Annotated in this window: 18 protein-coding genes and 1 rRNA gene; 11 read left to right on the top strand and 8 right to left on the bottom strand. The window is 62.5% G+C overall.

Annotation, left to right across the window (positions count from 1 at the left end; translation table 11 throughout):
• The first annotated feature begins 162 nt into the window (after positions 1–162).
• Positions 163–516: a YkgJ family cysteine cluster protein gene (locus tag K2O50_RS25955; RefSeq protein ID WP_050707514.1), complete on the top strand. Its 354-nt coding sequence runs from the start codon at positions 163–165 to the stop codon at positions 514–516.
• A gap of 4 nt (positions 517–520) precedes the next feature.
• Here the strand turns inward: K2O50_RS25955 and dadR are convergent, their stop codons facing one another.
• Positions 521–1,009 (bottom strand): transcriptional regulator DadR, encoded by a 489-nt coding sequence (dadR, locus tag K2O50_RS25950; RefSeq protein ID WP_003258963.1) that lies wholly within the window; start codon positions 1,007–1,009, stop codon positions 521–523.
• 156 nt (positions 1,010–1,165) lie between these two features.
• On the opposite strand from dadR, the gene dadA reads away from it, so the two are divergent.
• The 6 genes from dadA (at position 1,166) to K2O50_RS25920 (ending at position 7,907) form a co-directional block, all read left to right on the top strand.
• Entirely contained in the window at positions 1,166–2,467 is a 1,302-nt protein-coding gene (gene dadA / locus K2O50_RS25945) for a D-amino acid dehydrogenase (protein ID WP_050707513.1), read from the top strand.
• 195 nt (positions 2,468–2,662) lie between these two features.
• Complete coding sequence (gene alr / locus K2O50_RS25940; RefSeq protein ID WP_050707512.1) at positions 2,663–3,736, top strand: alanine racemase; 1,074 nt, start codon at positions 2,663–2,665, stop codon at positions 3,734–3,736.
• 108 nt (positions 3,737–3,844) lie between these two features.
• Positions 3,845–4,393 (top strand): cupin domain-containing protein, encoded by a 549-nt coding sequence (locus K2O50_RS25935; RefSeq protein ID WP_023629132.1) that lies wholly within the window; start codon positions 3,845–3,847, stop codon positions 4,391–4,393.
• Positions 4,394–4,547: 154 nt separating this feature from the next.
• Positions 4,548–4,952, top strand: coding sequence for a cytochrome c5 family protein (locus tag K2O50_RS25930; RefSeq protein WP_036985953.1), 405 nt, complete (start codon positions 4,548–4,550; stop codon positions 4,950–4,952).
• Between the two features lie 152 nt (positions 4,953–5,104).
• Positions 5,105–5,962, top strand: a complete 858-nt coding sequence (locus K2O50_RS25925) for an RHS repeat-associated core domain-containing protein (RefSeq protein ID WP_082337834.1) — start codon at positions 5,105–5,107, stop codon at positions 5,960–5,962.
• Between the two features lie 79 nt (positions 5,963–6,041).
• Positions 6,042–7,907, top strand: coding sequence for an acetyl-CoA hydrolase/transferase C-terminal domain-containing protein (locus K2O50_RS25920; RefSeq protein ID WP_050707510.1), 1,866 nt, complete (start codon positions 6,042–6,044; stop codon positions 7,905–7,907).
• A gap of 127 nt (positions 7,908–8,034) precedes the next feature.
• Here K2O50_RS25920 and K2O50_RS25915 read toward each other — a convergent pair whose 3' ends face one another.
• Entirely contained in the window at positions 8,035–8,607 is a 573-nt protein-coding gene (locus tag K2O50_RS25915) for a xanthine phosphoribosyltransferase (protein WP_011536381.1), read from the bottom strand.
• A gap of 63 nt (positions 8,608–8,670) precedes the next feature.
• Positions 8,671–10,680, bottom strand: a complete 2,010-nt coding sequence (gene rep / locus K2O50_RS25910) for a DNA helicase Rep (RefSeq protein WP_050707509.1) — start codon at positions 10,678–10,680, stop codon at positions 8,671–8,673.
• Positions 10,681–10,936: 256 nt separating this feature from the next.
• Here rep and K2O50_RS25905 point away from each other — a divergent pair, with 256 nt between their 5' ends.
• The gene (locus K2O50_RS25905) at positions 10,937–12,604 is read left to right on the top strand and encodes a bifunctional diguanylate cyclase/phosphodiesterase (protein ID WP_050707508.1); all 1,668 of its coding nucleotides are present in this window, start codon (positions 10,937–10,939) and stop codon (positions 12,602–12,604) included.
• Between the two features lie 125 nt (positions 12,605–12,729).
• Here the strand turns inward: K2O50_RS25905 and K2O50_RS25900 are convergent, their stop codons facing one another.
• The 5 genes from K2O50_RS25900 to K2O50_RS25880 form a co-directional block, all read right to left on the bottom strand.
• Positions 12,730–14,223: an acetyl-CoA hydrolase/transferase family protein gene (locus K2O50_RS25900; RefSeq protein WP_050707507.1), complete on the bottom strand. Its 1,494-nt coding sequence runs from the start codon at positions 14,221–14,223 to the stop codon at positions 12,730–12,732.
• A 187-nt stretch (positions 14,224–14,410) separates the two neighbouring features.
• Positions 14,411–15,847 (bottom strand): NAD(P)(+) transhydrogenase (Re/Si-specific) subunit beta, encoded by a 1,437-nt coding sequence (locus K2O50_RS25895; protein WP_050707506.1) that lies wholly within the window; start codon positions 15,845–15,847, stop codon positions 14,411–14,413.
• A 2-nt stretch (positions 15,848–15,849) separates the two neighbouring features.
• Positions 15,850–16,164 carry an NAD(P) transhydrogenase subunit alpha gene (locus K2O50_RS25890; RefSeq protein WP_023631272.1) on the bottom strand — a complete coding sequence of 105 codons (315 nt, stop codon included), beginning with the start codon at positions 16,162–16,164 and terminating at the stop codon, positions 15,850–15,852.
• Positions 16,165–16,175: 11 nt separating this feature from the next.
• Positions 16,176–17,297: a Re/Si-specific NAD(P)(+) transhydrogenase subunit alpha gene (locus K2O50_RS25885; protein ID WP_050707505.1), complete on the bottom strand. Its 1,122-nt coding sequence runs from the start codon at positions 17,295–17,297 to the stop codon at positions 16,176–16,178.
• A 441-nt stretch (positions 17,298–17,738) separates the two neighbouring features.
• Positions 17,739–18,638 carry a LysR family transcriptional regulator gene (locus tag K2O50_RS25880; RefSeq protein WP_050707504.1) on the bottom strand — a complete coding sequence of 300 codons (900 nt, stop codon included), beginning with the start codon at positions 18,636–18,638 and terminating at the stop codon, positions 17,739–17,741.
• Between the two features lie 163 nt (positions 18,639–18,801).
• Here K2O50_RS25880 and K2O50_RS25875 point away from each other — a divergent pair, with 163 nt between their 5' ends.
• The 3 genes from K2O50_RS25875 to K2O50_RS25865 all read left to right on the top strand — a co-directional run bounded on the left by K2O50_RS25875 (position 18,802) and on the right by K2O50_RS25865 (position 23,345).
• Positions 18,802–19,983 (top strand): acyl-CoA dehydrogenase, encoded by a 1,182-nt coding sequence (locus K2O50_RS25875; RefSeq protein WP_028689912.1) that lies wholly within the window; start codon positions 18,802–18,804, stop codon positions 19,981–19,983.
• Between the two features lie 14 nt (positions 19,984–19,997).
• Positions 19,998–21,218 carry a CaiB/BaiF CoA-transferase family protein gene (locus K2O50_RS25870; RefSeq protein WP_050707503.1) on the top strand — a complete coding sequence of 407 codons (1,221 nt, stop codon included), beginning with the start codon at positions 19,998–20,000 and terminating at the stop codon, positions 21,216–21,218.
• A gap of 590 nt (positions 21,219–21,808) precedes the next feature.
• Positions 21,809–23,345 (top strand): 16S ribosomal RNA (locus K2O50_RS25865).
• The last annotated feature ends 63 nt before the right edge of the window (positions 23,346–23,408 follow it).

Raw genomic sequence — 23,408 nt, 5'->3', positions numbered from 1 at the left:
ATTCCTGGGTTGAGACGAAAGGGGGAGGATAGGCAACTGCCCAATCGCGGGGCAAGTCGCATCGGCGCACCGCCGCTCCCACGCCAGTACGTAAGCGTGGGAGCGGGCTTGCCCCGCGATTGGGCTTATAATTCAACCTCATTCATCGCACTGTCCTTGGTCATGTCCTGCAACCGCCACAAGATCCACTTCCTGCGCGAACTCATTCCCTCGTTCGAGTGCGAGCCCGGCTGTCACGATTGCTGCGGCCCGGTCACCACGTCCGCCGAGGAGATGGCCCGCCTGCCGCGCAAGACCCAGGCCGAGCAGGACGCCGCCCTGGAGCGCCTGGACTGCGTGCACCTTGGGCCGAACGGCTGCACGGTCTATGCAGAGCGCCCGATGATCTGCCGCCTGTTCGGCACCACCCCGCGCCTGGCCTGCCCCCGTGGTCGAGGGCCGGCGCAACCCATCGAGCCCGCGGCCGAGCAACTGGTCCACCAGTTCATCGCCACGACCCGTCAGGTGCTGGTCTGAAGCCTCAGTCCGGGATCGGCAGGCACAGGCTCTCTTTTACCTCTTCCATCACGATATAGCTCTTCGACTCGCGTACGTGGGGCAGCTTGAGCAGGATGTCGCCGAGCAGCTTGCGGTACGAGGCCATCTCCGAGATCCGCGCCTTCACCAGGTAGTCGAAGTCGCCCGACACCAGGTGGCATTCCAGCACATGGGGCAGCTTGAGCACGGCGCGGCGGAACTCCTCGAAGGTGTCGCCGGACTTGTAGTCCAGGCTGATCTCGACGAACACCAGCAGGCTGCCCTTCAGGTGCTGCGGATTGAGCCGGGCGTTGTAGCCCATGATGATCCCCTCGCGCTCCAGGCGCCGCACGCGCTCGGTGCAAGGGGTGGTGGACAGCCCGACCTTCTCGCCCAGTTCGGTGAAGGAAATACGCCCGTCATTCTGCAGGATCCGCAGGATGTTGCGGTCGATCTTGTCCAGTTCACGTTTGCTCTGGTGCTGGGTTCTCATAGGGGATGCCCCTCCGTGAAAGGCGATTTTGCCGAGAATTCTCGCCAAATATAGCTACTTATATAGTGAATAGCACTGGTCGGAGATTCATATACTGCGCGCATCCATGCCATTTCAACAAAAGACTGCGGCGAGCCGCGTGCGAGGGATACAACAATGCGAGTTCTGGTACTTGGTAGCGGTGTGATCGGTACCGCCAGTGCCTACTATCTGGCCCGGCAAGGTTTCGAGGTCACGGTGGTCGATCGCCAGCCGGCGGTGGCCATGGAAACCAGCTTCGCCAACGCAGGCCAGATCTCGCCCGGCTATGCCTCGCCCTGGGCCGCCCCGGGCGTGCCGCTCAAGGCCATCAAGTGGCTGCTGGAGCGCCACGCGCCCCTGGCCATCAAGCTGACCGGCGACGTCGACCAGTACCTGTGGATGGCGCAGATGCTGCGCAACTGCACCGCCAGCCGCTACGCGGTGAACAAGGAGCGCATGGTGCGCCTGTCCGAGTACAGCCGCGACTGCCTCGACGAGCTGCGCGCCGAAACCGGCATTGCCTACGAAAACCGCAGCCTGGGCACCACCCAGCTGTTCCGCACCCAGGCCCAGGTCGACGCCGCGGCCAAGGACATCGCCGTGCTGGAACAGTCCGGCGTGCCCTACGAGCTGCTCGACCGCGACGGCATCGCCCGCGTCGAACCGGCCCTGGCCGGGGTGAAGGATATCCTCGCCGGTGCCCTGCGCCTGCCCAACGACCAGACCGGCGACTGCCAGCTGTTCACCACCAAGCTCGCCGACATGGCCATCAAGCTGGGCGTCGAGTTCCGCTTCGGCCAGGACATCCAGCGCCTGGACGTCGCCGGCGACCGCATCAATGGCGTGTGGATCGACGGCAAGCTGGAAACCGCCGACCGCTACGTGCTGGCCCTGGGCAGCTACTCGCCGCAACTGCTCAAGCCTTTGGGCATCAAGGCCCCGGTCTACCCGCTCAAGGGCTACTCGCTGACCGTGCCGATCACCAATGGCGACATGGCGCCGACCTCGACCATCCTGGACGAGACCTACAAGGTCGCCATCACCCGTTTCGACGACCGCATCCGTGTCGGCGGCATGGCCGAGATCGCCGGTTTTGACCTGTCGCTGAACCCGCGTCGACGCGAAACGCTGGAGATGATCGTCAACGACCTTTATCCTCGCGGCGGCGACCTGAGCCAGGCGAGCTTCTGGACCGGCCTGCGCCCGGCCACCCCGGACGGCACCCCGATCGTCGGGGCGACCAAGTTCCGTAACCTGTTCCTCAACACCGGTCACGGCACCCTGGGCTGGACCATGGCTTGCGGTTCCGGTCGCCTGCTGGCAGACCTGATCGCGCGCAAGAAACCGCAGATCAGTGCCGAAGGCCTGGACATCTCGCGTTATGGCAACAGCCGCGAGATCGCCAAGCATGGCCAGCCGGCGCCTGCGCACCAGTAAGCGGGCGTCTGCGCCGGCCCTTTCGCGGGTAAACCCGCTCCCACAGGTTTTGTGCAGTCCCCTGTGGGAGCGGGTTTACCCGCGAAAAAGCCCACACCGATTCACCTGTTCCCTCACCCCGGCGCGGTGGGTACCTACCCCCATCTGCCGCGCCGGGGCTTTATCGATAACCAGAACTGCCAGAAGGCTGCCGCCATGCGTCCCGCCCGTGCCCTGATCGACCTCCAAGCCCTCCGTCACAACTACCGCCTGGCCCGTGAGCTGACCGGCGCCAAGGCCCTGGCCGTGGTCAAGGCCGACGCCTATGGTCATGGCGCGGTGCGTTGCGCCCTGGCGCTCGAGACCGAGGCCGACGGTTTTGCCGTGGCCTGCATCGAGGAAGCCCTGGAGCTGCGCGCGGCGGGCATCAAGGCACCGGTGCTGCTGCTCGAAGGCTTCTTCGAGGCCAGCGAGCTGGCGCTGATCGCCGAGCACGACCTGTGGTGCGTGGTGCATTCGCTGTGGCAGCTGGAAGCGCTCGAGCAGACCTCGGTGCGCAAGCCGCTGACCATCTGGCTGAAGATGGACACCGGCATGCACCGCGTCGGCGTGCACCCCAAGGATTACCACGACGCCTACCAGCGTCTGCTGGCCAGTGGCAAGGTGTCGCGCATCGTGCTGATGAGCCACTTCGCCCGCGCCGACGAACTCGATGCCGCCGCCACCGAGCAGCAGGTCGCCGTGTTCGAGGCCGCGCGCCAGGGCCTGGCCGCCGAGTGCAGCCTGCGCAACTCCCCGGCGGTGCTGGGCTGGCCGAGCATCAAGAGCGACTGGGTGCGCCCGGGCATCATGCTCTATGGCGCCACGCCGTTCGAGGTGGCGCAGGCCGAAGCGGCCCGCCTGCAACCGGTGATGACCCTGCAATCGCGGATCATCAGCGTGCGCGAGCTGCCGGCCGGCGAGCCGGTGGGCTACGGCGCCAAGTTCGTCAGCCCGCGCCCGACCCGCGTCGGCGTGGTCGCCATGGGCTATGCCGACGGTTACCCACGCCAGGCGCCCACCGGTACCCCGGTGGTGGTGGCCGGCAAACGCACCCAGCTGATCGGCCGAGTGTCGATGGACATGCTCTGCGTCGACCTCACCGAGGTGCCCGAGGCCACTGTCGGCAGCCCGGTGGAGCTGTGGGGCAAGCAGGTCCTGGCGAGCGATGTGGCGCTGCAGGCAGGGACCATTCCGTACCAGATCTTCTGCAATCTCAAACGCGTGCCACTGGACTATATCGGCGAATAAGGCGCTGAAGCGGACAGGCTGCGGGGCTGTGTGTTGTAAATACTGAACGGCATTGCCATCATATCGTTCACACTACCCCCATCTCGACCGATTCAGGAGGCTCCAGCTTTGGACGTCGGTGAACGACTGCAAGCCATCCGCAAGCTCAAGGGCCTGTCCCAGCGCGAACTCGCCAAACGCGCGGGGGTAACCAACAGCACCATCTCGATGATCGAGAAGAACAGCGTGAGCCCGTCGATCAGCTCCTTGCGCAAGGTGCTCAGCGGCATCCCCATGTCGATGGTCGAGTTCTTCTCGGTGGAGCTGGCGCCTGAGAGCCCGACCCAGATCGTCTACAAAGCCCACGAGCTGATCGACATCTCAGATGGCGCGGTGACCATGAAGCTGGTCGGCAAGTCGCACCCCAACCGGGCCATCGCCTTCCTCACCGAGGTCTACCCGCCGGGCGCCGACACTGGCGCGGAAATGCTCACCCACGACGGTGAAGAGACCGGCATCCTGCTCGAAGGGCGCCTGGAGCTGGTGGTCGGCACCGAGATCTTCATTCTCGAAGCCGGTGACAGCTACTACTTCGAAAGCACCCGTCCACACCGCTTTCGCAACCCGTTCGAGGAACCGGCGCGCTTGATCAGTGCGGCGACCCCGTCGAACTTTTGATCCAGCGCAGTGCATTGATTCGCCAATACCCTTTCCCTGAGTGTGGTCGTTTCACGCCTTCCGGGTTCCCGCTATACTTTTCAACGCTCGCAATTCCGTGGCCGCGGGCGTGATTAGCCACCATGAGGGTGTTCGCGTGAACCAAATCAAGAAGATGCTGGCCGTACCAGCAGCCGTATTCGCCCTTTGGGCAATGAGCGCAACCGCTGCAACCAACGACGACATCGCCAAGCGCCTCGAGCCGGTCGGCCAGGTGTGCGTCCAGGGCCAGGAATGCAAGGGCATGGAAGTGGCCGCCACTGCCGGCGGCGGCGGTGCCAAGACACCGGACGAGATCATCGCCAAGCACTGCAACGCCTGCCATGGCACCGGCCTGCTGAACGCGCCGAAAATCGGCGACACCGCGGCGTGGAAAGAACGCGCCGATCACCAGGGCGGCCTCGATGGCATCCTGGCCAAGGCCATCACCGGGATCAACGCCATGCCACCGAAGGGCACCTGCGCCGATTGCTCGGATGAAGACCTGAAGGGCGCGATCAAGAAGATGTCGGGGCTGTAAGACATAGATGAAATCCACGAGGCCCGCCTATCCTGGCGGGCTTTGTTTTTTGCGCCTCCAGTTGTTTAGGCTGATACCTGGTATTTTTACCAGTACTCTGTTTCAGGCGCGGTCATGATAATGGTGCACCCAGCCGCGGCAGAGGGTGCGTCATGCTAAGCGACAAAAGAGTTAGTGCTTTGTTGGCGGTGGTTCAACAGGAATCAATTCTGACTAGAGTCAACCCCTGCTGTTTGCCGCAGAGCTTTACCTATTCACCTTATGGCTACCATCCTGAGCTGAAGATTACCCTCGGCTTTAATGGGGAGCGGTTAGAGCCGATAACAGGGCACTATCTTTTGGGTAATGGCTATCGAGCATTTAGTCCAATGCTGATGCGATTCAACAGTCCAGATTCTATGAGCCCATTCGCGGATGGTGGTTTGAACGTATATGGTTACTGCTTGGGTGATCCAATAAATGGCCGAGATCCAAGTGGGCACACCACCGTAGGGAAAATTTTGGTGGATAATGGTAGAAAATTTTATCAAGCACATCATACCGGTAAGCTCTACTTGCTTGAAAGAGTCGTGCAGCTCGCAACCCCCAGTACTGCTAAAGCAATCTTGAAAGACTACAGTCCGATAGCCATGCATGGTACTTCAAATAAATTTGTTCCGGTGTTGGAAAATAAAGTCGATCTGAAGTCAGGAATAAGGCAGGCAGAAGGGCCGGCTTTCTATGCAACGCAGGATCTTTTTAAAGCCCTAGAGTACGCTTCACAGCATGATGACCCTAGAGTCGTCATGGTCTTTAAGCTAAGGAAGGCAATTTGGAAGTCTGGAGAGCACTTCACACAAAATTCCTTGGATGTGTTGGCGATCAGAGAGGCGGGGCTTGGGGAGATCAAGGTGCAAAAAGATCTTGTTTTCCCAATGGAGTTCATGGATGAATTTGTTAGGTACTCTCGCTTCCTCGGGTATAAACGTTTGGGGCATGATTTGATTTCTCCTAATCCTGCCTCTGACTGAGATGCAGGCAGCCGAAGCGCAACTAACCCGCTTGTATTCATGTCCAACCCTGAACCCATGGACGACTCAGGAGGCCGAGATGCATCGCTGCTCCATTGATCAGGCTGTTGAGCTGGCACTATCACGCCTTCCAGCCCACATCCACATGGGCCTTCCCTTGGGCCTGGGCAAGCCCAATGCCTTCGTCAACGCGCTGTGCGCGCGGGTTCGCGATCTCCCCGAGCGCCGACTGACGATCTACACCGCCCTTTCCCTCGGCCGGCCCGCGCTGGGTGACGGTCTGCAACGTCGTTTCCTCGAACCCTTCGTCGAGCGTGTGTTCGCCGACTACGAAGAGCTCACCTACCTGGCCGACCTGCGTGCCGACCGACTCCCGCCAAACATCCGCGTCGAGCAGTTTTTCATGCAGCCCGGCAGCCTGCTGCACAGCGAGGCGGCGCAGCAGGACTACGTCAGCAGCAACTACAGCCACGCCGCCCGCGACATCAACGCCAAGGGCCTGAACCTGGTTGCGCAACTGGTGGCGGCCACGCCTGAACGGCCCGACCACCTGAGCCTGGCCTGCAATCCCGACATCACCCTCGACCTGCTGCCGATGATCGCCCGGCGCCGCGCCGCCGGTGAGACCATCCTGGTGCTCGGCCAGATCCACGACGAACTGCCCTACATGCCCGGAGACGCGGAGCTGGGTCTGGAGCAGTTCGACCTACTGATCGACCAGCCCGAACAACGTCGGCTGTTCTCCACGCCGAACATGCCGGTGAACACCCAAGACCATTGCATCGGCCTGCATGCCAGCGCCCTGGTGCGCGACGGCGGCACCCTGCAGATCGGCATCGGTGCCATGGGCGATGCGATAACGGCGGCACTGCTGGCGCGCCAGGGCGACAACGAGGGCTATCGTGCGCTGCTCGATGAGCTGGACATCGGCCCATGGCAGGCGCTGATCGAGCGGGAAGGGGGGCTGGATACCTTCGGCCAGGGGCTGTACGGCTGCAGCGAGATGTTCGTCAATGGCCTGCTGGCGCTGGCCGACGCCGGGGTCGTGCGCCGCCCTGCCGACGAGCAGGGGGTGCTGATCCATGGCGGGTTCTTCCTCGGGCCGCAGGCGTTCTACCAGCGCCTGCGCGAGATGCCGTTGGAACAGCGCGCCCGGTTCGCGATGAGCGCCATCAGCTTCATCAACGAACTCTATGGCCAGGAGGCGCGCAAGCGTCGCCAGCGTCGGGATGCACGCTTCGTCAACACGGTGTTCGGCATGACCCTGCTGGGCGCGGGGGTTGCCGACCAGCTCGAGGATGGCCGGGTACTCAGCGGCGTGGGCGGGCAATACAACTTCGTCGCCCAGGGGCATGCGCTGGAGGGCGGTCGCTCGATCCTGTTGCTGCGCAGCTGGCGCGAGGCCGGGGGCGAGGTCACCTCGAACCTTTACTGGACCTACGGCCATTGCACCATCCCCCGGCACCTGCGGGACATCGTGATCACCGAGTACGGCATCGCCGACCTGCGTGGGCAGACCGACAGCGAGGTGATCGCACGGTTGCTGGCGATCAGTGACTCACGTTTTCAGCCCGAGCTGATGGAGCAGGCCAAGGCGGCGGGCAAGCTGGCCAAGGACTTCGAGCTGGATGCGCGGTTCATGGACAATACGCCTGAGCGGCTCGAGACAATCCGGGCACGGCATGCACGGCTGTTCCCTGAGTATCCGCTGGGGACTGATTTCACGGCAGAGGAGCGGGATCTGTTGCGGGCGCTGAACTGGTTGAAGAGCAAGTTCAAGCTGAGCGAGGTCTTGGAGCTGGGCAAGGCGGCGTTGGATGCGCCAGGGCCCGAGAGGTATGCGGCACAGTTGGCGCGGATGAAGCTGGATGACCCGCAGGGTTTGAAGGAGGAGCTGTATCAGCGGTTGCTGCTGGCGGGGTTACAGGCGACTGGCCCCCTGTAGGAGCGGCCTTGTGCCGCGAAAGGGCCGCAAAGCGGCCCGGCGATCTATGCATGAACGCTGAAATCCTGGGGCCGCTACGCGCCCCTTTCGCGGCACAAGGCCGCTCCTACAGGGTAAGGGCAAGGCTTTACTCGATGAAGGTGACCACGCCGCCTTCCAGCGACTTGACCCGGGCCAGCGATTCGACGCGGTAGCCCTGGCTGTCCAGCTCGGCACGGCCGCCCTGGAACGACTTCTCGATGACGATGCCCAGGCCCGCCACGGTGGCGCCGGCCTGCTTGATGATCGAGATCAGTGCCTGGGACGCCTTGCCGTTGGCCAGGAAGTCGTCGATCACCAGCACGCGGTCGCTGCTGTTGAGATGGCGCGGCGAGATGGCCACGGTGTTCTCGGTCTGCTTGGTGAAGGAGTACACCGAGGCAGTCAGCAGGTTCTCGGTCAGGGTCAGCGATTGGTGCTTGCGGGCGAAGATCACCGGTACGCCGAGCTTCAGGCCGGTCATCACCGCCGGGGCGATGCCGGAGGCTTCGATGGTGACGATCTTGGTCACGCCCGAATCGGCGAACAGGCGGGCGAACTCATCACCGATCAGCTGCATCAGCGCAGGGTCGATCTGGTGGTTGAGAAACGCATCGACTTTGAGTACCTGGTCGGAAAGCACGATGCCTTCTTCGCGAATCTTCTGCTGCAGTGCTTCCACTGTGTGTCTCCGATGTAACAAAGGTGGCCGCACGAAGCGGCAAAGTTAAAGAGTAATGGTTGATCAGCGTTTGAGCATCGCCCGGATATCGGCCAGGGCGTTGTTGCCGCGCGCGGCTTTCACTTCCACGGGCGCATCGTCCAGGCCTTCCCAGGCCAGGTCGTCCGGCGGCAGTTCGTCGAGGAACCGGCTCGGGGTGCAGTCGATGATCTCGCCGTACTGCTTGCGCTTGGCGGCGAAGGTGAAGGCCAGGGTCTGGCGTGCGCGGGTGATGCCCACGTAGGCCAGGCGGCGTTCCTCTTCGATGGTGTCGGCCTCGATGCTCGAGCGGTGGGGGAGGATTTCCTCCTCCATGCCCATGATGAACACGTAGGGGAACTCCAGGCCCTTGGAGGCGTGCAGGGTCATCATCTGCACGCCCTCGGCGTTTTCTTCCTCTTCCTGCTGGCGCTCGAGCATGTCGCGCAGCACCAGCTTGCCGATGGCGTCCTCGATGGTCATGTCACCCTCTTCATCCTTCTCGAGGGTGTTCTTCAGCGCTTCGACGAGGAACCAGACGTTGCTGATGCGGAACTCCGCAGCCTTGTCGCTGGCGGTCTGCTGGCGGATCCAGTTCTCGTAGTCGATGTCGCGGATCATCTCGTGCAGCGCGGCGATCGGGTCTTCCAGGGCGACCTTGTGGCGCACCCCGTCGAGCCAGTGCTTGAAGCGCTGCAGGCGCTCGGTGTAGCGGGCGTCCAGGTGCTCGCCCAGGCCCAGCTCCTCGCTGGCGGCGTACATCGAGATGCCGCGCTCGGTGGAATAGTTGCCGAGCTTTTCCAGGGTGGTCGAGCCGATCTCGCGGCGCGGCACGTTGATCACCCGCAGGTAGGCGTTGTCGTCGTCCGGGTTGACCAGCAGGCGCAGGTAGGCCATCAGGTCCTTGACCTCCTGGCGGCCGAAGAAGCTGTTGCCGCCGGACAGGCGGTACGGCACCTGGTGGTGCTGCAGCTTCAGTTCGATCAGCTTGGCCTGGTAGTTGCCCCGGTAGAGGATGGCGAAGTCGCTGTACGGGCGGTTGGTGCGCAGGTGCAGGGTGAGGATTTCCATGGCCACGCGCTCGGCCTCGGCTTCCTCGTTCTTGCAGCGAATCACGCGGATCTCGTCGCCGACGCCCATCTCGCTCCACAGTTCCTTCTCGAAGGCGTGGGGGTTGTTGGCGATCAGCACGTTGGCGCAGCGCAGGATGCGGCTGGTGGAGCGGTAGTTCTGCTCGAGCATGACGATCTTCAGGGAGGGGTAGTCCTCCTTGAGCAGCATCAGGTTCTCGGGGCGGGCGCCGCGCCAGGCGTAGATCGACTGGTCATCGTCGCCGACCACGGTGAACTGGTTGCGCATGCCGATCAGCATCTTCACCAGCAGGTACTGGCTGGCGTTGGTGTCCTGGTATTCGTCCACCAGCAGGTAGCGCACGCGGTTCTGCCAGCGTTCGAGTACGTCGGGGTGCTCCTGGAACAGCTTGACCGGCTGCAGGATCAGGTCGTCGAAGTCCACCGCGTTGAACGCCTTGAGCGTGCGCTGATAGTGGGTGTAGACGATGGCCGCGGTCTGCTCGCGCGGGTTGCGCGCCTTTTCCAGGGCCTCGGGTGGCAGGATCAGGTCGTTCTTCCAGGCACCGATCATGTTCTTGATCTCGTCGATGCCGTCGTCGCCGGAATATTCCTTCTGCATGATGTCCGACAGCAACGCCTTGATGTCGGACTCGTCGAAGATCGAGAAACCCGGTTTGTAGCCCAGGCGCTCGTGCTCCTTGCGGATGATGTTCAGGCCCAGGTTGTGGAAGGTGCACACCGTCAGGCCCCGGCCTTCTCCCGGACGCAGCAGGGTGCCGACCCGCTCCTTCATCTCGCGCGCGGCCTTGTTGGTGAAGGTCATCGCCACGATGTACTGGGCGCGGATGCCGCAGTTCTGGATCAGGTGGGCAATCTTGCGCGTGATCACGCTGGTCTTGCCGGAGCCTGCACCGGCGAGCACCAAAAGAGGGCCGCCGACGTAGTCTCGGGCTTCCTGTTGCCGGGGATTGAGTCGGGACATGCTAGAAACCGGGGGTAACCAGAAAATAGCCGCGCATTCTAGCAGGCATGGGGCCGTTAATGCGCGACCGTCTGACGTTGTGATGCAGGGCGCGAATCGGATTTGCCGCATCTGCTACTTTCGCGCAGGATGCACGTCAGATTGCGTCGGGATGGCGGCCAGGGAAGGGCAACGACTAAAAGTGAAAATCATTTCCAATTAATCGGGTAGGATTGCCCGCGCTCGCCGTTCCACCGCCCATGTCTAAGGAGCCCGCTTGTCCACGCCTGTCGAACCCCTGCGTTTGCTGCTGTTGGCTGATGAGCCGGAGTGGGCCGTGCATCTGCGCGAATGCCTGCAGCCGATGGGCGGCAGCGTCGTGCTGCTGACCGCGCCGAACTGGGCGGCGGTGGACAGCCTGTTCGCCAACGACCGCCAGGCTGTGGTGCTGGCCACGCCCGAGCTGCAGCCGGCGCCGGGGCGTTGCGAGCTGCCGACGATCCTGCTGCTGGAGCAGGAGCCGGCCAGCGCGCCGCTGGGCGTCAGCGACTGGCTGGTGCTGGCGCAGCTGACCACCGACACCCTGCGTCGCTCCCTGCGCCATGTGCGCGAGCGCGGCGTGCTGGTGGCCACCCTGCAACGCCTGGCCGAACAGGACCCGCTGACCGGCATTGCCAACCGCCAGGGCTTCCAGGCACTGCTGACCGCGCGTCTGGCCGAGAACGAAGGCCGCGGCCTGGCCCTCGGCCATCTCGACCTGGACAACTTCCGCCACGTCAACGACGCCCTCGGCCACCAGGGCGGCGACCGCCTGATCTTGCAGGTGGTCGCCCGGCTCAAGCACCAGCTGGAGGCGAGCGACCAGCTGGCGCGCCTGGGCAGCGATGAGTTCGCCCTGCTGATCGACACCCGGCGCGACCCCAATCGCGCCGAGTGGATGGCCGAACGCATCACCGAGGCGCTGACCGAGCCCTACTGGATCGACGGCGAGAGCTTGCTGCTCGGCTGCAGCCTGGGAATCGCCCATGCCCGCGCCCAGGCCGGCGCCGACCCGCTGATGTGGCACGCGCACATCGCCATGCGCCAGGCCAAGAGCAGCCAGGGCTGCACCTTCCATGTGTTCAACGAGCGCATCAACCGCAACGCCCGCAGCCTGGCCGACCTGGAAAGCGAGCTGCGTCGCGCCCTGCGCCGCGACGAGCTGGAGTTGCACTATCAACCGCGGCTCAATCTCGCCGACGGCCGTATCGTCGGTCTGGAAGCGCTGGTGCGCTGGAACCATCCAGAGCGCGGTCTGCTGGCGCCGAGCGAATTCGTGCCGCTGGCCGAACAGAGCGGGTTGATCGTGCCGTTGGGCTACTGGGTGATCTCCCGGGCCCTTAGCGACATGCAGGCCCTGCGCGAGCGCGGCCTGGCGCCGCTGCACATGGCGGTGAACCTGAGCTTCCGCCAGTTCCAGGACAGCCAGTTGCTCGCCACCCTGAGCCGGCTGATCGTCGAGCACGGCGTCGATGCCCGCTGGCTGGAGTTCGAGCTGACCGAGACCGCCGTGATGCGGCGCAACGAGCTGGTGCGCCAGACCATGGACGCCTTGGGGCGCCTGGGGGTGCGTTTTTCGCTGGACGATTTCGGGACCGGTTTCTCGTCGTTCGTGCACCTGAACAGCCTGCCGATCACCCTGCTCAAGGTCGACCGCAGCTTCGTCGGCGGCATGGAGCAGCGCGAGGAGAACGCCAAGCTGGTGCATGCGATGATCAACCTGGCGCACAACCTCAACCTGGAGGTGGTGGCCGAAGGGGTGGAGAGCGAGGAGCAACTGGCGCTGCTGCGGGCGTTCGGTTGCGACCAGGTGCAGGGGTTCCTGGTGAGCCGGCCGTTGCCGGTGGAGGCGTTGATCGAGTACCTGTTGCAGGTGCCGAGTCCGGGTCTGGTGCAGACCTTGTAGATCCCATGCAGCCTTTTCGCGGCACAAGGCCGCTCCTACAGGTGATCGCGGTCTTCTGTAGGAGCGGCCTTGTGCCGCGAAAAGGGGCGCAAAGCGCCCCCAGCAATTTCAAACCGTGAAGATGATCAACCGACCAACATCCGCCCGGTCTCTTCCAGGTTTTCATGCCAGCTCAAGGCTTCGCGCAGGATATGCGGGGTATGCCCGCCACGCTGGCAGGCGCGCTCGAAGTAATCGTTCAGCGCGGCGCGGTAGTCCGGATGCACGCAGTTGTCGATGATCACCCGGGCGCGTTCGCGCGGCGCCAGGCCACGCAGGTCGGCCAGGCCCACCTCGGTCACCAGGATGTCCACGTCGTGCTCGGTGTGGTCGACGTGGCTGACCATCGGCACCACGCTGGAAATCGCGCCGCCCTTGGCGATCGACTTGGTGACGAAGATCGCCAGGTGTGCGTTGCGGGCGAAGTCGCCCGAGCCACCGATGCCATTCATCATCTTCGTGCCGCAGACGTGGGTGGAGTTGACGTTGCCGTAGATGTCGAACTCCAGCGCCGTGTTGATGCCGATGATGCCCAAGCGACGCACCACTTCAGGGTGGTTGGAGATCTCCTGCGGACGCAGCACCAGCTTGTCCTTGTAGCGCTCCAGGTTGCCGAACACATCGGCGTTGCGGCGGCTCGACAGGGTGATCGAGCTGCCCGAGGCGAAGCTCAGCTTGCCGGCATCGATCAGGTCGAAGGTCGAGTCCTGCAGCACTTCGGAGTACATGGTCAGGTTTTCGAACGGCGACTCGATCAGGCCGCACATCACCGCGTTGGCGATGCTGCCGATGCCGGCCTGCAGCGGGCCGAGATTGTTGCTCATGCGCCCGGCGTCCACCTCGCCCTTGAGGAAGGCGATCAGGTGATCGGCGATGCCCTGGGTCTCGTGGTCAGGCGGCAGCACGGTGGACGGTGAGTCCGGCTGGTCGCTGATGACGATGCCGACGATCTTGGCCGGGTCGATCGGGATCGCGGTGCTGCCGATGCGGTCGTCGACCTTCACCAGCGGGATCGGCGTGCGGGTCGGGCGGTAGGTCGGGATGTAGATGTCGTGCAGGCCTTCGAGGTTGGCATGGTGCGACAGGTTGATCTCGACGATGACCTGCTTGGCGAAGATCGCGAAGCTGGCCGAGTTACCGACGGAGGTGGTCGGCACGATATGGCCTTGCTCGGTGATCGCCACCGCTTCGATGACCGCGATGTCCGGCAGGGTGAGCTGTTTGTTGCGCAGCTGCTCGACGGTTTCCGACAGGTGCTGGTCGATGAACATCACCTTGCCGTCGTTGATGGCCTTGCGCAGGGTGCTGTCGACCTGGAACGGCATGCGCCGGGCCAGCACGCCGGCCTCGGTCAGTTGCTTGTCCAGGTCGTTGCCCAGGCTGGCGCCGGTCATCAGGCTGATCTTCAGCGGCGACTGTTTTGCACGCTCGGCCAGTGCGTGGGGCACGGCCTTGGCTTCGCCGGCGCGGGTGAAACCGCTCATGCCGACGGTCATGCCGTCCTGGATCAGGCCAGCGGCGTCAGCCGCACTCATAACCTTGCTGTGCAGGGAGGACAAGCGGATACGATCACGGTACATGGATTGTTATCTCAGGCTACTGAAGCTACTGGAAGCGCAGTCTAGAGATTTAGCCCGGAACCGTCCCGCGACCATGGTCGTAGGCGAAGGCCGGAAGTAGAGCCGTTGATCTGGATCAAGCAAATGAAAAGGCCCCTGGGAATATTTCCGCAGGGGCCTTATGCGCTTCTATATGGGTAGGACCAGGTCAGTCCACGGCCTTGACCATGTCCTCGATGACTTTCTTGGCATCACCGAACACCATCATGGTCTTGTCCAGGTAGAACAGTTCGTTGTCCAGGCCCGCGTAGCCGCTGGCCATGGAGCGCTTGTTGACGATGATGGTCTTGGCCTTGAAGGCCTCGAGGATCGGCATGCCGGCGATCGGTGACTTCGGATCGTTCTTCGCCGCCGGGTTGACCACGTCGTTGGCGCCCAGCACCAGCACCACGTCGGCCTGGCCGAACTCGGCGTTGATGTCCTCCATCTCGAACACCTGGTCGTACGGCACCTCGGCTTCGGCCAGCAGCACGTTCATGTGCCCGGGCATGCGCCCCGCCACCGGGTGGATCGCGTACTTCACGGTCACGCCGTTGTGGCTCAGCTTCTCGGTCAGTTCCTTGAGCGCGTGCTGGGCGCGGGCCACCGCCAGGCCGTAGCCTGGGACGATGATCACGCTGTCGGCGTTGCTCAGCAGGAAGGTGGCGTCATCGGCCGAGCCGGACTTCACCGGGCGCTGCTCCTTCGTACCTTGCGCAGCGCCGACATCGGTATCGCCACCGAAGCCGCCGAGGATGACGTTGAAGAACGAACGGTTCATCGCCTTGCACATGATGTACGAGAGGATCGCGCCGCTGGAGCCCACCAGGGAGCCGGCGATGATCAGCATCGAGTTGTTCAGCGAGAAGCCGATACCCGCCGCGGCCCAGCCCGAGTAGCTGTTGAGCATCGACACCACCACCGGCATGTCGGCGCCGCCGATCGGGATGATGATCAGCACGCCCATGACGAAGGCCAGGGCCAGCATCAGGGTGAAGGCGCTGTAGTGGCCGGTGAAGGTGAACAGCAGGCCCAGGGCGATGGTCGCCAGGCCCAGGATCAGGTTCAGCTTGTGCTGGCCGGCGAACTGTACCGGTGCGCCCTGGAACAGGCGGAACTTGTACTTGCCCGACAGCTTGCCGAAGGCGATCACCGAGCCCGAGAAGGTGATCGCACCGATGGCCGCGCCGAGGAAAAGCTCCAGGCGGTTGCCGGTGGGGATCGGGTCGCTGATGCTGGCGACGATGCCCAGCGATTGCGGCTCGAGCACGGCGGCGATGGCGATGAACACCGCGGCCAGGCCGATCATGCTATGCATGAAGGCGACCAGCTCGGGCATTTTGGTCATCTCGACGCGCTTGGCCATGATCGAGCCGGCGCTGCCGCCGACCAGCAGGCCGACGATGACGTAGCCGATACCGGCAGTCGCCAGCTCCGCGCCAAGCTTGTAGATCAGGCCGACGGTGGTGAGGATGGCGATACCCATGCCGATCATGCCGAACAGGTTGCCACGGCGTGAGGTGGTCGGGTGCGAGAGGCCCTTGAGCGCCTGGATGAAGCAGACCGAGGCGACCAGGTACAGAAGCGTTACCAGATTCATGCTCATGCTTACTTCTGCCCCTCGTTCTTGGTTTTCTTCTTGAACATTTCCAGCATGCGGCGAGTGACCAGGAAGCCACCGAACACGTTCACCGCGGCCAGCGCCACGGCCAGGGTGCCCATGACCTTGCCGGCCGGGGTGACGGTCAGCGCCGCGGCCAGCATGGCGCCGACGATGACGATCGCGGAAATGGCGTTGGTGACCGCCATCAGCGGGGTGTGCAGGGCCGGGGTGACGTTCCACACCACGTGGTAACCCACGTAGATGGCCAGCACGAAGATGATCAGGTTGTAGATGCCGTGGGAAATCAGCATGTCTTCCATTGTCGTGCTCCTCAGCCGTTCTTGCGCACGACCTGGCCGTCGCGGCACATCAGGCACGCGGCGACGATGTCGTCTTCGAGGTTGATGACCAGGTTGCCGTCCTTGTCGAACAGCAGCTTCATGAAGTCCAGCAGGTTGCGCGCGTACAGTGCCGAAGCATCGGCGCCGACCTGGGCCGGCAGGTTGGTCGGGCCGACAATGGTTACGCCGTTGTGCAGGACGACCTGATCGGCCACGGTCAGCGGGCAGTTGCCGCCCTGGGCCGCGGCGAGGTCGATGACCACCGAGCCGGGTTTCATCTGCGCCACGGTTTCGGCGCTGAGCAGGGTCGGCGCCTTGCGCCCGGGAATCAGCGCGGTGGTGATGACGATATCGGCCTGCTTGGCGCGCTCGTGCACGGCCTGGGCCTGACGCTGCATCCAGCTGGCCGGCATCGGCCGGGCATAGCCGCCGACGCCTTCGGCGCATTCGCGTTCTTCATCGGTCTCGTAGGGCACGTCGATGAACTTGGCCCCCAGTGACTCGATCTGCTCCTTCACCGCCGGGCGCACGTCCGACGCTTCGATCACCGCGCCCAGGCGCTTGGCCGTGGCGATGGCCTGCAGGCCGGCGACGCCGGCGCCGAGGATCAGCACGCGGGCGGCTTTCACCGTACCTGCGGCGGTCATCAGCATGGGCATGAAGCGTGGGTAGTGGTGGGCCGCCAGCAGCACGGCCTTGTAGCCGGCGATGTTGGCCTGGGACGACAGCACGTCGAGGCTCTGTGCCCGCGAGGTGCGCGGCGCGGCTTCCAGGGCGAAGGCGGTGATGCCGCGCTCGGCCATCTTGCCGATCAGTTCGTTGTTGAAGGGGTTGAGCATGCCCGCCAACAGACTGCCGCTATTGATCAGCGCCAGTTCCTGGTCATTGGGCGCGACCACCTTGAGTACCAGCTGCGCGCCAAAGGCGTCAGTGGCTTCGCCCAGGGTGGCGCCCACGGCTTCATAGGCACTGTCCGGGATGCTGGCGTTGAGCCCTGCCCCCCGTTGCACGGTGACCTGATGGCCCTGGCCTACCAGTTTCTTGATGGTTTCCGGGGTCGCGGCGACCCTTGTCTCACCCGTCTGCGTCTCGAGAGGAACACCAATGTGCACGACTATGTCTCCTGCGGTGACCTTTATTGTCTTTATGGAAACCAGCGCACTTCGGGTGGTGCGGCTGGGCGGCCGTAGAGCACGACTCCGCCTGGTTCGAGGCGGGAGAGGCATTTTGCAGACGAACCCAGGGGCCTTCAACAGGTTCTGAAGCGAAACGAACTTAAAACTACAAGTCACCCTGTGACCGTATGTCGCAACGATTCTGGTCCAGCCCGTCAAGTACGCGCTATTCGCAGCTTAGGGGAAAAAATGAAAAAATTTCGGCCGTTTTCGTTCATGGCGTTGTGAATTTCGCAAAATAAGCCGCAAACCCGCGCAGTCACTAGGGTTGCTACGGTTTTTCCGCTATACGGAACAGATTGCGAATTTGCGACAAATCCATATATCTGTAGGTGTTTAAAATAATTGACTACGGGGTCAATTTTTAGATTAATGGCCTTATCCGGCGGCGGTGTACTGCTTGGCCTGTGCCACCAGCCAGTCGCGAAACGCCCGCAGCGAAGCGGACTCCACCTTTCGCTCGGGGATCATCAGATGGTAGGCCTTGTCGCTGGACAGGGCATGCCTGTTAGCGACCAGCAATCGACCTTCCTGCAACTCGCGCTGGATCAGGAACGGTGGGATCAGCGCGATACCCATGTCATGCATGGCGGCCTGGGCCAGCATGGAGAACAGTTCGTAGCGCGGGCCGGTCATGTCCCGTTCGACGCTCATGCCCAGGCCGTCGAACCACTGCCGCCAGGCATAGGGGCGCGTGGTCTGCTGCAGCAGGGGCAACTCGGCGATGCGCCGGGCGTCGAGGCTGGCTTGCCCGTCCAGCAGCGCGGGGCTGCACACCGGCATGGGGTTCTCGCCCATCAGGCGGTGGGACTGGGTGCCGGACCAGTCGGCGTCGCCGAAGTAGATGGCGGCGTCGAAGGGCGTGTCGGCGAACAGGAAGGGGCGGGTGCGGTTGGTCAGGTTGACCGTGACCTCCGGGTGACGCTGCTGGAAGTCCTTCAGGCGCGGCAGCAGCCATTGCGTGCCGAAGGTCGGCACCACCGCCAGTTCGATCACGTTGGCGCCCTGCTGGCGCATCACCGAAAGCGTGTCGCGCTCCACCGCATCCAGCTGCGCAGCCACCTGGCGGCTGTAGGACAGCCCGGCTTCGGTCAGTTTCACGCCCCGGCGCGAGCGGCGAAACAGTTCGACATTGAGGAAGGCCTCCAGGCCACCGATCTGCCGACAGACGGCGCCCTGGGTCAGGGCCAGCTCCTGGGCAGCCTTGGTGAAACTCTCGTGGCGCGCGGCCGCCTCGAAGCAGACCAGGGCGGTGGTGCTGGGGATCTTGCGGCGCATGTACGTCAACCTCACTTGTAGGGCGTTGAACAGGGCATTTCGATGATTGCGAAGTGAGAAAATATCACTAAACCGTGCGCAATCCTCGTTTGTCCCGCAGGCCGATCAGGCCTAGGATCAATCCAGCACAACAATTCGTTCCCATCTTTCGAGGAATCCGCACATGGCTGGCAAGGCAAGCTTCAACTGGATCGACCCGCTGCTGCTGGATCAGCAGCTCACTGAAGAAGAGCGCATGGTTCGCGACAGCGCCTATCAGTTCGCCCAGGACAAGCTGGCACCCCGTGTGCTGGAGGCGTTCCGCCACGAGCAGACAGACCCGGCGATTTTCCGCGAGATGGGTGAAGTCGGCCTGCTCGGCGCGACCATTCCCGAGCAGTACGGCGGCAGCGGCCTGAACTACGTGTGCTACGGCCTGATCGCCCGCGAGGTGGAGCGCATCGACTCCGGCTACCGTTCGATGATGAGCGTGCAATCGTCGCTGGTCATGGTGCCGATCAACGAGTTCGGTACCGAGGCGCAGAAGCAGAAGTACCTGCCGAAGCTGGCCAGTGGCGAGTGGATCGGCTGCTTCGGCCTGACCGAGCCCAACCATGGATCCGACCCGGGCTCGATGATTACCCGCGCCCGCAAGGTCGACGGTGGCTATCGCCTGACCGGCAGCAAGATGTGGATCACCAACAGCCCGATCGCCGATGTCTTCGTGGTCTGGGCCAAGGACGATGCCGGTGATATCCGCGGCTTCGTGCTGGAGAAAGGCTGGGACGGCCTCAGCGCCCCGGCTATCCATGGCAAGGTCGGCCTGCGCGCCTCGATCACCGGCGAGATCGTCATGGACAACGTATTCGTGCCGGAAGAGAACATCTTCCCGGACGTGCGAGGCCTCAAAGGCCCGTTCACCTGCCTGAACTCGGCCCGCTATGGCATCTCCTGGGGCGCCCTGGGCGCCGCCGAGGCCTGCTGGCACACCGCGCGCCAGTACACCCTGGACCGCCAGCAGTTCGGCCGCCCGCTGGCTGCCAACCAGCTGATCCAGAAGAAACTGGCCGACATGCAGACCGAGATCACCCTGGCCCTGCAGGGCTGCCTGCGCCTGGGGCGGATGAAGGACGAAGGCACCGCGGCGGTCGAGATCACCTCGATCATGAAGCGCAACTCCTGCGGCAAGGCCCTGGACATCGCCCGTCTGGCCCGCGACATGCTGGGCGGCAATGGCATCTCCGACGAGTTCGGCGTGGCCCGCCACCTGGTCAACCTCGAGGTGGTCAACACCTATGAAGGGACCCATGACGTGCATGCGCTGATCCTCGGGCGTGCGCAGACCGGCATCCAGGCGTTCTATTAATAGAGGACCAGGCCATGGGCGCGCTTTCCCATCTGCGGGTGTTGGATCTCTCCCGGGTACTGGCCGGGCCCTGGTCCGGCCAGATCCTGGCTGACCTTGGCGCCGATGTGATCAAGGTCGAACGTCCGGGGGCGGGTGACGACACCCGCTCCTGGGGGCCGCCTTTCCTGCGCGATGTTCAGGGCGAGAATACCAGCGAGGCGGCCTACTACCTGTCGGCCAACCGCAACAAGCGCTCGGTGACCATCGACTTCACCCAGCCGGAAGGCCAGCGCCTGGTGCGTGAGCTGGCGGCGAAGTCGGATATCGTCATCGAGAACTTCAAGGTAGGCGGGCTGGCGGCCTATGGGCTGGACTATCAAAGCCTGAAGGCGGTCAACCCGAAGCTCATCTACTGCTCGATCACCGGCTTCGGCCAGACCGGGCCATATGCCAAGCGTGCCGGCTACGACTTCATGATCCAGGGGCTGGGTGGGCTGATGAGCCTGACCGGTCGCCCGGAGGGGGAGGAGGGCGCCGGGCCGATGAAGGTCGGGGTGGCCCTGACCGACATCCTCACCGGGCTGTATTCCACCGTGGCGATCCTGGCGGCCCTGGCGCACCGTGACCAGGCCGGTATTGGCCAGCACATCGACATGGCGTTGCTGGATGTCCAGGTGGCCTGCCTGGCCAACCAGGCAATGAACTACCTCACCACCGGTACCGCGCCTCGTCGGCTGGGCAATGCGCACCCGAACATCGTGCCGTACCAGGATTTCCCGACGGCCGATGGCAACTTCATTCTTACCGTGGGCAATGACGGGCAGTTCCGCAAGTTCGCGGAAGTGGCCGGGCAGGCGCACTGGGCGGATGATCCACGCTTTGCCACCAATAAACAGCGGGTGGCCAATCGCGCCGAGCTGATTCCGCTGATTCGCCAGGCCACGGTGTTCAAGACTACGGCCGAGTGGGTGAGCGAGCTGGAGAAGGCAGGCGTGCCGTGCGGACCGATCAACGACCTGGCACAGATGTTCCAGGATCCGCAGGTGGTGGCCCGTGGGCTGGCAGTGAATGTTCCTCATCCGTTGGCAGGGAGCGTGCCGCAGGTGGCCAGCCCGATCCGGTTGTCGGAGACGCCGGTGGAATATCGGCAGGCGCCGCCGTTGCTGGGGGAGCATACCGAGGCGGTGCTTGGCGATGTGCTGGGGTTGGATGAGGCAGCGGTGCAGCGACTCCGGGCTGCCGGGGTGTTGTGACGCGCTACCTATATAGGAAGGGGTGGGGAGGCCGATAGGCCTCCCTGCTTTTGTTTTGGGGCTGCTTATATAGGTACCAGGGCTCCTGACGCGATCTTTTTGATTTTTATGAAATTAACGGTTGACGCCCTCTCAGATCCCCTTATAATGCGCCCCACTTCCAGCGACATCGGGACGAAAAACTCCTTGAATATCAATGAGTTGATTGTTGAAGAGGGTTGCGGAGGTGCTTCGATCATCTGATCGGCAGCGGCGAAAAAGGCAGTTGACAGCAGGTTGTAACGCTGTATGATTCGCCTCCCGCTACGAGAGATCGCAGCGAGTCAAGTGTTTGAAGTGAAACGAAAAACTTCAAAATAAACGCTTGACACGAAATGAGGAAAGCGTAGAATGCGCGCCTCGGTTGAGACGAAAAGCTCTTAGCCAAACGCTCTTTAACAAATTGAATCAAGCAATTCGTGTGGGTGCTTGTGAGTATGGACTGATAGTCGCCAAGATTATCAGCATCACAAGTGGCCATGCGAGAAATCACATAGTCATTTGAGATTGCTGAGCCAAGTTTAGGGTTTCTTAAAAACCCAAGCAGTATTGAACTGAAGAGTTTGATCATGGCTCAGATTGAACGCTGGCGGCAGGCCTAACACATGCAAGTCGAGCGGATGACGGGAGCTTGCTCCTTGATTCAGCGGCGGACGGGTGAGTAATGCCTAGGAATCTGCCTGGTAGTGGGGGACAACGTTTCGAAAGGAACGCTAATACCGCATACGTCCTACGGGAGAAAGCAGGGGACCTTCGGGCCTTGCGCTATCAGATGAGCCTAGGTCGGATTAGCTAGTAGGTGAGGTAATGGCTCACCTAGGCGACGATCCGTAACTGGTCTGAGAGGATGATCAGTCACACTGGAACTGAGACACGGTCCAGACTCCTACGGGAGGCAGCAGTGGGGAATATTGGACAATGGGCGAAAGCCTGATCCAGCCATGCCGCGTGTGTGAAGAAGGTCTTCGGATTGTAAAGCACTTTAAGTTGGGAGGAAGGGCAGTAAGTTAATACCTTGCTGTTTTGACGTTACCGACAGAATAAGCACCGGCTAACTCTGTGCCAGCAGCCGCGGTAATACAGAGGGTGCAAGCGTTAATCGGAATTACTGGGCGTAAAGCGCGCGTAGGTGGTTCGTTAAGTTGGATGTGAAAGCCCCGGGCTCAACCTGGGAACTGCATCCAAAACTGGCGAGCTAGAGTATGGTAGAGGGTGGTGGAATTTCCTGTGTAGCGGTGAAATGCGTAGATATAGGAAGGAACACCAGTGGCGAAGGCGACCACCTGGACTGATACTGACACTGAGGTGCGAAAGCGTGGGGAGCAAACAGGATTAGATACCCTGGTAGTCCACGCCGTAAACGATGTCAACTAGCCGTTGGAATCCTTGAGATTTTAGTGGCGCAGCTAACGCATTAAGTTGACCGCCTGGGGAGTACGGCCGCAAGGTTAAAACTCAAATGAATTGACGGGGGCCCGCACAAGCGGTGGAGCATGTGGTTTAATTCGAAGCAACGCGAAGAACCTTACCAGGCCTTGACATGCAGAGAACTTTCCAGAGATGGATTGGTGCCTTCGGGAACTCTGACACAGGTGCTGCATGGCTGTCGTCAGCTCGTGTCGTGAGATGTTGGGTTAAGTCCCGTAACGAGCGCAACCCTTGTCCTTAGTTACCAGCACGTTATGGTGGGCACTCTAAGGAGACTGCCGGTGACAAACCGGAGGAAGGTGGGGATGACGTCAAGTCATCATGGCCCTTACGGCCTGGGCTACACACGTGCTACAATGGTCGGTACAGAGGGTTGCCAAGCCGCGAGGTGGAGCTAATCTCACAAAACCGATCGTAGTCCGGATCGCAGTCTGCAACTCGACTGCGTGAAGTCGGAATCGCTAGTAATCGCAAATCAGAATGTTGCGGTGAATACGTTCCCGGGCCTTGTACACACCGCCCGTCACACCATGGGAGTGGGTTGCACCAGAAGTAGCTAGTCTAACCTTCGGGAGGACGGTTACCACGGTGTGATTCATGACTGGGGTGAAGTCGTAACAAGGTAGCCGTAGGGGAACCTGCGGCTGGATCACCTCCTTAATCGAAGACATCAGCCTGCTGATGAGCTCCCACACGAATTGCTTGATTCATATGTGAAGACGA

Origin of the sequence: Pseudomonas sp. 2hn (assembly GCF_019646095.1) — a bacterium.
In the GTDB taxonomy this organism is placed as follows: Bacteria; Pseudomonadota; Gammaproteobacteria; order Pseudomonadales; family Pseudomonadaceae; genus Aquipseudomonas; species Aquipseudomonas peradeniyensis.
This window is presented reverse-complemented; position numbering and strand designations above follow the sequence as displayed.

Bases quoted from the DNA above. Each gene is read 5' to 3' on its own strand.
- K2O50_RS25890 (WP_023631272.1), bottom strand. From the start codon at position 16,164: ATGGAAGACATGCTGATTTCCCACGGCATCTACAACCTGATCATCTTC.
- K2O50_RS25900 (WP_050707507.1), bottom strand. From the start codon at position 14,223: ATGTACCGTGATCGTATCCGCTTGTCCTCCCTGCACAGCAAGGTTATG.
- dadR (WP_003258963.1), bottom strand. From the start codon at position 1,009: ATGAGAACCCAGCACCAGAGCAAACGTGAACTGGACAAGATCGACCGC.
- K2O50_RS25930 (WP_036985953.1), top strand. From the start codon at position 4,548: ATGCTGGCCGTACCAGCAGCCGTATTCGCCCTTTGGGCAATGAGCGCA.
- K2O50_RS25920 (WP_050707510.1), top strand. From the start codon at position 6,042: ATGCATCGCTGCTCCATTGATCAGGCTGTTGAGCTGGCACTATCACGC.
- alr (WP_050707512.1), top strand. From the start codon at position 2,663: ATGCGTCCCGCCCGTGCCCTGATCGACCTCCAAGCCCTCCGTCACAAC.
- K2O50_RS25925 (WP_082337834.1), top strand. From the start codon at position 5,105: ATGCTAAGCGACAAAAGAGTTAGTGCTTTGTTGGCGGTGGTTCAACAG.
- dadA (WP_050707513.1), top strand. From the start codon at position 1,166: ATGCGAGTTCTGGTACTTGGTAGCGGTGTGATCGGTACCGCCAGTGCC.
- K2O50_RS25895 (WP_050707506.1), bottom strand. From the start codon at position 15,847: ATGAGCATGAATCTGGTAACGCTTCTGTACCTGGTCGCCTCGGTCTGC.
- K2O50_RS25880 (WP_050707504.1), bottom strand. From the start codon at position 18,638: ATGCGCCGCAAGATCCCCAGCACCACCGCCCTGGTCTGCTTCGAGGCG.
- rep (WP_050707509.1), bottom strand. From the start codon at position 10,680: ATGTCCCGACTCAATCCCCGGCAACAGGAAGCCCGAGACTACGTCGGC.
- K2O50_RS25875 (WP_028689912.1), top strand. From the start codon at position 18,802: ATGGCTGGCAAGGCAAGCTTCAACTGGATCGACCCGCTGCTGCTGGAT.
- K2O50_RS25955 (WP_050707514.1), top strand. From the start codon at position 163: ATGTCCTGCAACCGCCACAAGATCCACTTCCTGCGCGAACTCATTCCC.
- K2O50_RS25870 (WP_050707503.1), top strand. From the start codon at position 19,998: ATGGGCGCGCTTTCCCATCTGCGGGTGTTGGATCTCTCCCGGGTACTG.